Here is a 6,763-nt window from a genome sequence, read left to right on the forward strand (position 1 = left end):
GCACCGGCAGCCGCGGCGGGGGCGCGACGGGGTGCCGGGGTCACGGATTCGAGAACCCAGCGGCCGGCGCGCCAGACCATGCGCGTGGCGGTGACCGCCACCTCCGCGAGGGTGGCGAGGACGGCGAGAACGTAGGCGAGGATTTGACGGGCCATAATGCGCTTCCTTGTCGGTGGTGATGGTGATGATCGACGGAGTGATGAAAACGACTAGGCGAGGTCTGCCCCAAGGGTAGTGACCTCGGACCACGTCGCGGCCCGGCGCCAGACGAAGCGCCCTTGGACCTTGGTGCAGGCGGCGTACGCCTGGCAGTACGGGCCGGGCTCGCCGTAGGGAGAGACGCAGTCGGCTTCCCAATCGTGTCCGGCCGGCTTGACGAATCGCACCGCCCGATCCGGCAGGTGCGCGGTCGTCACGGCCCGGCGGTAGCGGCGCTCTGCGGTCCGAGCGGGGTCGTGGATCTCGACGGCTTCCCACTCGCCGATCCGGACCGGCTGCCCGTCACGGACGACAGCACAGCCACGACGGTCGATGGCGGGATGGCCGCCCACTTTTATGAGCATGACGACTGTGCCGGCGACCGGAACGGCATCAAGCCGCTCGACTAGCTGAAGGCCGCCGAGCATGTGTCCTAGTCTGACGCTCCATAGCTCTTGTGCTGTGGCCCTCATGGACCGAATCCTCCCTCTCAGTGTCGACACAGAGAGAGTGCCACACGCCCAAGAAAGTTTCCAACTTTGAAAAGTGTCCGATCATAACGGACATCACCGTCGCAACAGTTACAACGATCAACTCCAGCAAAGGGGAGATCCTACGAATTTCGAAGTTTCTGGAAATCTTGTCGCACCCCGTATCGCTACTTTCCAGCCAGGTCTAAATTTGGCGCAGCGATTCTTTCCGGGGGAGAAAAGGGCATGGCGCTGCGACGCCGCATTTTGACGAGGGACGAGGTCCTCGCCCGGCTGGAGGCCGCCATCGAGGCGCACGGCGGCCTGAGAAGGTTCGTTCGCCGGCACGCCCTCTCGGAGAGCTACATCTCAAACGTCCGCTCCGGACGGCGGTCGCCCCCGGACAACCTGCTCCGGGTGCTCGGCCTGGAGCAGTCCGCGGTCACCTACGTCCACACGTACGAGATCGCCGGCACCGAAGAGGTGGTGTCGTGAGCCGCGGCAGGTCCCTTGAGGCGGACGTCTATATCCGCCCCCGGCCCGAGGCGGTCGCGGCCCTGATCGACGGCGGCTACGGCCTGCCCGGGGCTCGCGAGCGCTGGTTCTGGTGCGAGACGCGGACGCTTCTCGCCCTCGCGGCCGAGGGTCGCCGCGCGCTCGGGTTGGCCGCAGCCGCCCGCGGACTCGGTTCCCGGGCGAGGACGTCGCCGGATCTGGAAGCCGCAGCCCTCGATGCCGTGGCGCGCCTCGCGTCCGTCCCGGCGGCGGCCGCTGCGACCGGCCTCGATCCCTCGGTCGTGCGCCGCATCCTTCGCGACCGCGACTTGCCCATCCCGCGCGTGGACCGGTCCGCCGCTGCCCGGCGCGCCGCCGAGGCCCGCCGTCAGAGGAGCGCAGCGTGAGCTACGACGGCACCGGACTCGACGACCGCCAGACCAGGGCCGAGGAGGCCCACGCCGAGGCGATGCACGCCGCCTCCGTCTTCACTTGCGAGTGCTGCGGAGACGAGCACGATCTCTTCGACCGCGTCGTCCTCACGCGCCACCCGGAGATGCCCGCCTACTGCTGGGTGTGCGCGAGCAGCGAAGCCGTCGGGGGGACATACCCATGAGCTTCAGGTCCCAGTTCGTCACCGACCTTCACAAGCTCGATCTCGCCGAGACCCGTACGCGCCTCCGCACCGTCAGGGCTGCGGTCGACCGCCGGCTCGACGAGCTCGAATCCCTGAAGGAGCCCGCGCTCCGGACCGACCTGCTGATCGCGAACGACGAGGTCTCCTCGTCGCTCATGGCGACCGCCCGGCACGGCATCGAGCGCCTCGCCACCGCGCTGGCGGTCTCCCACGGCGAGCCGGCCCAGCCGTCCGCCTATCCCCGTGTCCCAAACAGGAGTGTCCGGTCGTGAGGGTCCACCGCGAGTTCCGCGATTTCAAAGTCCTCCTCGAACAGGGGAGCGTCGGCCAGCCTGATCGCAGCATCCTCGGCGTCAACGGAGACATCGTCGCCGGCGACGTCATCGTCACCCTGTACCGGGGCCAGCCCGAGAGGCTCCTGGTGGTCTCCATCGTCCGCGAGGCGGGGATGGTGGCGTGGAACGCCGAGGTGATCCCGGAGCCCGTCGTCGCCGGCACGGGCAACGTCATCGCCTTCCGCTCCCACCGTCCGACCGGATCGGACGCGCCCCCTCAGCCCCTGCTCTCCATCCCGCTCGGAGCCTGAGCGCCTACGTCGACGCGCCCGGCGGCAGGGGCGCGGTATCACATCAACGTTTCAGGAGCGTCCCATGGCAACGAAGACCTACCCCTACGAACCCCACAGCTACGTCGAAGAACTCCCCGAGACCGCCCGCGCGAACTTCGCGGTGTGGATCGATTCGATTGTCCGGGGGGACAGGGACGCGCACGCCCTCGCAGAGAAGCTCAAGGTCAACGTCGTGGCCCCCGATCCTTTCCATCCGGGCGGGTTCATCACCTTGCATCAGGGGCTGCTGTTCAAGGACGTTGCCCTCGGCATCACGTGGCTCAAGGACTACACGGCTCAGAAGGCTGCCAAGCTCGCCATCTTCGGGTCGATTGCCAGCCGTTCGGTCACTGACGTCATAGAAGCGGTCATCGAGGCGGTCACCGATTACCCCGATGCGTTCGTGAACAGCAGGCCGCCTCGCGACTTGCAGCAGCGCATTCTGTTCCGCTTCGACTGCGGCACCTTCAACGACCTCGACCTCGCATGGGTCCAGCGGAAGGCGGTCGATCAGGTCACCGACGAGGACATGCTCGGCGTCGATGCGTTCAGCGGCGACCAGGGCGAGGCGCGCGAGCTATCCCGCCGTGTCATCCGCGGTCGCAAGGACCACACCTGCCACTGGACCGGTCTGACCATCCCCGCCGGCGAGCCGCACCTCGTCCTCAGCGAGGTCATGGAAGGCGACTTCATCACGACGCGTCACAGCCGGCTGGCATGCTGGTTCCACGTCTACGGCGGCGACCTCGCGCTTGCCGAGATGCTGAAGCCCGCCGAACCGCCCCTCGCCGCCGCCGCCTGAGGCTGCCTCCGTCGACGCGCCCGGCGGCAGGGGCGCTCCTCGATTCCCCCGCCATCCCCACAAGCGAGCCGTCCGGTGTTCCAGGCACACTACCCTCAGGCCATCCTCAACGCGGCGGTATGGGCCTGCCTCCACGCCAAGGACGAACGCATCCGGCGCTGGCTCGCCCGGCGCATGCCCGGGCAGGTCGTGTCCATGGGCGAGACCTGCGTCGTGCTCCCGTACCCGTGGGCGACGCTGGAGCCGCCGAAGCTGCCGCAGGGACGGTGGCGCAACGCGATCATGAAGGAGGCCCTGGCGGCGGCCCAGCGCAGCCACGAGGCGATGTCCCGCGCGCACCGCGAGGGCGGCACGGTCCGTGGCTCCGGAGAGTTCGCCGGGCCGCCCGGCGTCCGCGAGCTCCTCGATTGGCTCAACGCCCTGGAGGAGGAGGATCCCCGCATGCTCGACAAGCTGCCCAAGATTTCCTGGTCGGGCGCCGTCGAGCATTGCCGGCGCTGGCACGAGAGGCTCGCCGCCATGCGCGCCGACCGGAAGGCTGGCGACGTCGGCACGGTCGAGCGAATCGAGGTCCACTCGCCGGCCGGCTGGTACTGGACTCACCTCGTCACCAAGCGCGCCCTCGACAACGAGGGAGCCGCCATGGGCCACTGCGTGGGGTCCCGTTCCTACGACCGCTACGCCTGGGACACGACCGACAAGCACGAGAACTGTCCTGCCCTCGGGATCTGGTCTTTGCGTGATGGCGAGGGTCGCTCGCATGTCACCGTCGAGATCCTCCCGAACGGCATCATGCAGGCAAAAGGACCGAAGAACGCTACACCCACCGTCGATACCTGCCCGGCGTTCGGGCCGCTGATCGACCGTGTGGTCCCCGCCGGCGAGACCGCTGTCACGCCAAGCTGGCTCATGCGGGAGACCGACGGCACGACCCGTTACTTCGACCCGCTGAATGAGATGCCCCGGTCCGGGCTGACCGACACACTCTACGAGGTCCATTACGGACAGGTGATGTTTCGCCGTGCCGGCAGCCGGGAGCCCTTCATCATCCTCGATGAGGTGGACGAGGTCGACGTGGGCGACATCAGTCGGCGACCCGTCAGGCTTCAGCGCTACCGGGTCGAGCGTTCGCCGCTCGCCCGAGACGTCGTTGCTTCGGCCATCGACAGCATGGTCACCATGACGGTGCGTTCTGCGTCTGGGTTCGTCGAGGCCATGGGTCGGATGTTTGCCCCGGATCAGAATGACGGGGGGTCCGATATTGTTCGGATGCACCTCGGGCTTCCCTGGGAGGATTCCCGAGACGAGCTCAGGTCCCTGTCACGCGGCCACGATCCGGTGTGCTGCGGCGCCGCGGCGAGCCCTCCGCGCCTTGCTCGCTCCGTCCCCGGGAAGATCAAGCGAGACCCCGACACGGGCATGCCCTGGTTCCGGCAGCACGAGCGCGAGCGGACCGGGAGGCGGTGGTGAACGGGGCTGACCTCGCGCGCTGGCGGGCCGTGACGGACGCGGTCGACTCCCACGTGGACGGGCTCATCGCCCGCGACGGGCGGGCCCAGGCCGAGGCGGTCCGGGCCATCCCGGACGTCGACGGCGCCCACCGAAGGGTGTGGGAGCGCGCCCTCCTGCTGCTGTCCTGGCACGCCGCGCACGGCCCGGACTGAGCGACACGGGTTCTTAACCATCCCGAGTCGTTTCCTCTCATTCCGGGCCTTTTCCTACCCCTGGGGGATTGTCCGTGGCATCGCTTCCGGGCTATGTTTGGGATGTACTAGAGTTAATTTAACCATCGAATGTGATGGTCTTATGATGGGGCTCGCTTACTGGCGAGACCTATGGATTCATCCGCGCATCGAGGCATCCCGCCTCTGTGTGGAGAAGACCATGGCAAGAAGACCTCAAGCTCAAGCGGCCGAACAGCCGACGTTCGACCTGCCCCTCGACAAGGAGGCCACCACGGCCATCGTCCGGGCTCACGTGACCGCCTGGCTCACGAACGACCGTGGCGAAACCCTGCCGTCCCTCGTGTCGGAGTTCGTCCGCGTCCGGCAGTGGGGCCCGGACAAGTTCGCCGCCCGGGTCCGCCTGTTCGACGGCGCGCCCGCCACGATCTACGTGCAGGGCGCGCCGAAGAAGCGTCGGGGCGACATGCCCAAGATCCGGCATGACGGGCGTGACTTCTTCTTCCACGGAGGCGAGTGGGCCTGGCAGCGGTTCCTGCCGGGCGAGACCAAGGCGATGGTGGCTGCCCGCGTCGGCGAGGACTTCTACTAGCCCTCGTCGTCGTCGTCGTCGGGAACCGAGCAGAGTGCGATCTCCTCGGGGACCGTCGGCGTCGCGTCGAGGCGCTCGCGGATCTCGGCCAGCGTCACTGGTCGGTAGCTCCACCGATCCACCCCGACGTCGCACGAGCGGTTCGTGTCGGGGAGCTTTCCGTGGGTATGGCCGAACAGGTGGATCGAGCCGCGGAACGCCCCCATCCAGGCGCGCATCGGGTAATGCGAGAGCACCAGGCGCTTGCCCTCGACCTTGGGCGTGGCGACGATGTGCTGGGAGTGCCACGGCAGATCGAGCGTGCGCTTCTTGTCGTGATTCCCGCGGACGAGGATCTTGCGACCGCGGAGGCGCTTGAACAGGGCCTGGCACCGCTCCGGCGTGGCGCCCATCGCGAAGTCGCCAAGGTGCCAGACCTCGTCCCGGGGTCCGACGACGCCGTTCCACGATTGCACGAGGAGCTCGTCATGCTCCTCGATGGTGGCGAAGGGCCGGCCGGACATGGCGAGGACGCCCTTGTGGCCGAAGTGGGTGTCCGAGGTGAAGAAGGTCCGAAAGGTCATGAAGGCAGCCTCCGCGAGGGGCTGCCGCGCACGCGGTCACGCCCCCGGATTAGGGATCTCGGCGAGGGGACGGCGGCGTATGCGTTTCACGGGTCTCTCCGGAGCGCTGTGGAATCGGTGTCGTAGCACGGGGCGGGTTAAGGAGGCCCTGGCCCCTGTGGGAAAGCACGTTCTGTCCAAAACGGGGTCCAAAAAACGCGTTTTGTCCCGAGAAAACATGTTTTGTCCCGGCGGGGGCGAGCGTCGGTTCCTGCCCCTGTGACGTGGTTCCGCTGAAACGGCCTCGTCGTGACGCGGTTCGGCACAGCCGTGACGTCATTCCGCGCGAACGGCCTGCCTGTGACCTCGCCAAGGATCACCGCCCCAGTCCTTGCTCCGCCACGTTTGTTCTCTATCTGTTCCTATGACGGAGGGTTGGCAATGCCTGATTACGCGGACATCCTGGATGCAGTGGCCGGCGAGGAACGCGACGCGATCCTGCGGGCCCTGGCGGAGGACATGCTGGAGGTGAGGTCGACGCGGCGGCCCGGGCTGGTGAAGGCCGAGCGGCCGGCGGACCTGGCGAGGGCGCTCGGGCGGGACCGGCGGCGGGTGCGACCCGTGCGGCTGGCGTCCTGATCCCGGGTGGGATCACCACCCCTGTCAAGAACGTGGGCGGGAACGAAGCGACCGCCGTCCACAGGGTCGTGACCGGGGCGGACGGGGGCGGGACGGAAC

13 protein-coding genes are annotated in these 6,763 nt (G+C 67.9%); 11 read left to right on the top strand and 2 right to left on the bottom strand.

The genetic code is table 11. The features are described 5' to 3' along the window. Positions 1–209: 209 nt before the first annotated feature. Entirely contained in the window at positions 210–416 is a 207-nt protein-coding gene (locus tag FV222_RS29640; protein ID WP_210248487.1) for a hypothetical protein, read from the bottom strand. A 39-nt stretch (positions 417–455) separates the two neighbouring features. Between FV222_RS29640 and FV222_RS29645 the strand changes: the two genes are divergently transcribed. The 10 genes from FV222_RS29645 to FV222_RS13985 all read left to right on the top strand — a co-directional run bounded on the left by FV222_RS29645 (position 456) and on the right by FV222_RS13985 (position 5,483). Then, positions 456–608 carry a hypothetical protein gene (locus FV222_RS29645; protein ID WP_187277333.1) on the top strand — a complete coding sequence of 51 codons (153 nt, stop codon included), beginning with the start codon at positions 456–458 and terminating at the stop codon, positions 606–608. Positions 609–914: 306 nt separating this feature from the next. Then, positions 915–1,163 carry a hypothetical protein gene (locus FV222_RS13945; RefSeq protein ID WP_147814700.1) on the top strand — a complete coding sequence of 83 codons (249 nt, stop codon included), beginning with the start codon at positions 915–917 and terminating at the stop codon, positions 1,161–1,163. Then, positions 1,160–1,570, top strand: coding sequence for a hypothetical protein (locus tag FV222_RS13950; protein WP_147814702.1), 411 nt, complete (start codon positions 1,160–1,162; stop codon positions 1,568–1,570). Before FV222_RS13945 ends, FV222_RS13950 begins: the two co-directional genes overlap by 4 nt. Next, positions 1,567–1,779 carry a hypothetical protein gene (locus tag FV222_RS13955; RefSeq protein WP_147814704.1) on the top strand — a complete coding sequence of 71 codons (213 nt, stop codon included), beginning with the start codon at positions 1,567–1,569 and terminating at the stop codon, positions 1,777–1,779. The genes FV222_RS13950 and FV222_RS13955 overlap by 4 nt, the downstream gene beginning before the upstream one ends. Beyond that, positions 1,776–2,072 (top strand): hypothetical protein, encoded by a 297-nt coding sequence (locus FV222_RS13960; protein ID WP_147814706.1) that lies wholly within the window; start codon positions 1,776–1,778, stop codon positions 2,070–2,072. The genes FV222_RS13955 and FV222_RS13960 overlap by 4 nt, the downstream gene beginning before the upstream one ends. Next, positions 2,069–2,386 carry a hypothetical protein gene (locus tag FV222_RS13965; protein WP_147814708.1) on the top strand — a complete coding sequence of 106 codons (318 nt, stop codon included), beginning with the start codon at positions 2,069–2,071 and terminating at the stop codon, positions 2,384–2,386. The genes FV222_RS13960 and FV222_RS13965 overlap by 4 nt, the downstream gene beginning before the upstream one ends. 64 nt (positions 2,387–2,450) lie before the next feature. Continuing rightward, the gene (locus FV222_RS13970) at positions 2,451–3,209 is read left to right on the top strand and encodes a hypothetical protein (protein WP_147814710.1); all 759 of its coding nucleotides are present in this window, start codon (positions 2,451–2,453) and stop codon (positions 3,207–3,209) included. A gap of 282 nt (positions 3,210–3,491) precedes the next feature. Continuing rightward, positions 3,492–4,679 (top strand): PcfJ domain-containing protein, encoded by a 1,188-nt coding sequence (locus tag FV222_RS13975; RefSeq protein WP_187277334.1) that lies wholly within the window; start codon positions 3,492–3,494, stop codon positions 4,677–4,679. After that, the gene (locus FV222_RS13980) at positions 4,676–4,873 is read left to right on the top strand and encodes a hypothetical protein (protein WP_147814714.1); all 198 of its coding nucleotides are present in this window, start codon (positions 4,676–4,678) and stop codon (positions 4,871–4,873) included. The genes FV222_RS13975 and FV222_RS13980 overlap by 4 nt, the downstream gene beginning before the upstream one ends. 220 nt (positions 4,874–5,093) lie before the next feature. After that, complete coding sequence (locus FV222_RS13985) at positions 5,094–5,483, top strand: hypothetical protein (protein ID WP_147814716.1); 390 nt, start codon at positions 5,094–5,096, stop codon at positions 5,481–5,483. Here the strand turns inward: FV222_RS13985 and FV222_RS13990 are convergent. Then, the gene (locus FV222_RS13990; RefSeq protein ID WP_147814718.1) at positions 5,480–6,046 is read right to left on the bottom strand and encodes a metallophosphoesterase; all 567 of its coding nucleotides are present in this window, start codon (positions 6,044–6,046) and stop codon (positions 5,480–5,482) included. The genes FV222_RS13985 and FV222_RS13990 overlap by 4 nt on opposite strands. Positions 6,047–6,466: 420 nt before the next feature. On the opposite strand from FV222_RS13990, the gene FV222_RS13995 reads away from it, so the two are divergent. Beyond that, on the top strand, positions 6,467–6,664 hold the full coding sequence (locus FV222_RS13995; RefSeq protein WP_147814720.1) for a hypothetical protein: 198 nt from the start codon (positions 6,467–6,469) through the stop codon (positions 6,662–6,664). The last annotated feature ends 99 nt before the right edge of the window (positions 6,665–6,763 follow it).

The organism is Methylobacterium sp. WL103 (assembly GCF_008039885.1).
Taxonomy (GTDB): domain Bacteria; phylum Pseudomonadota; class Alphaproteobacteria; order Rhizobiales; family Beijerinckiaceae; genus Methylobacterium; species Methylobacterium cerastii.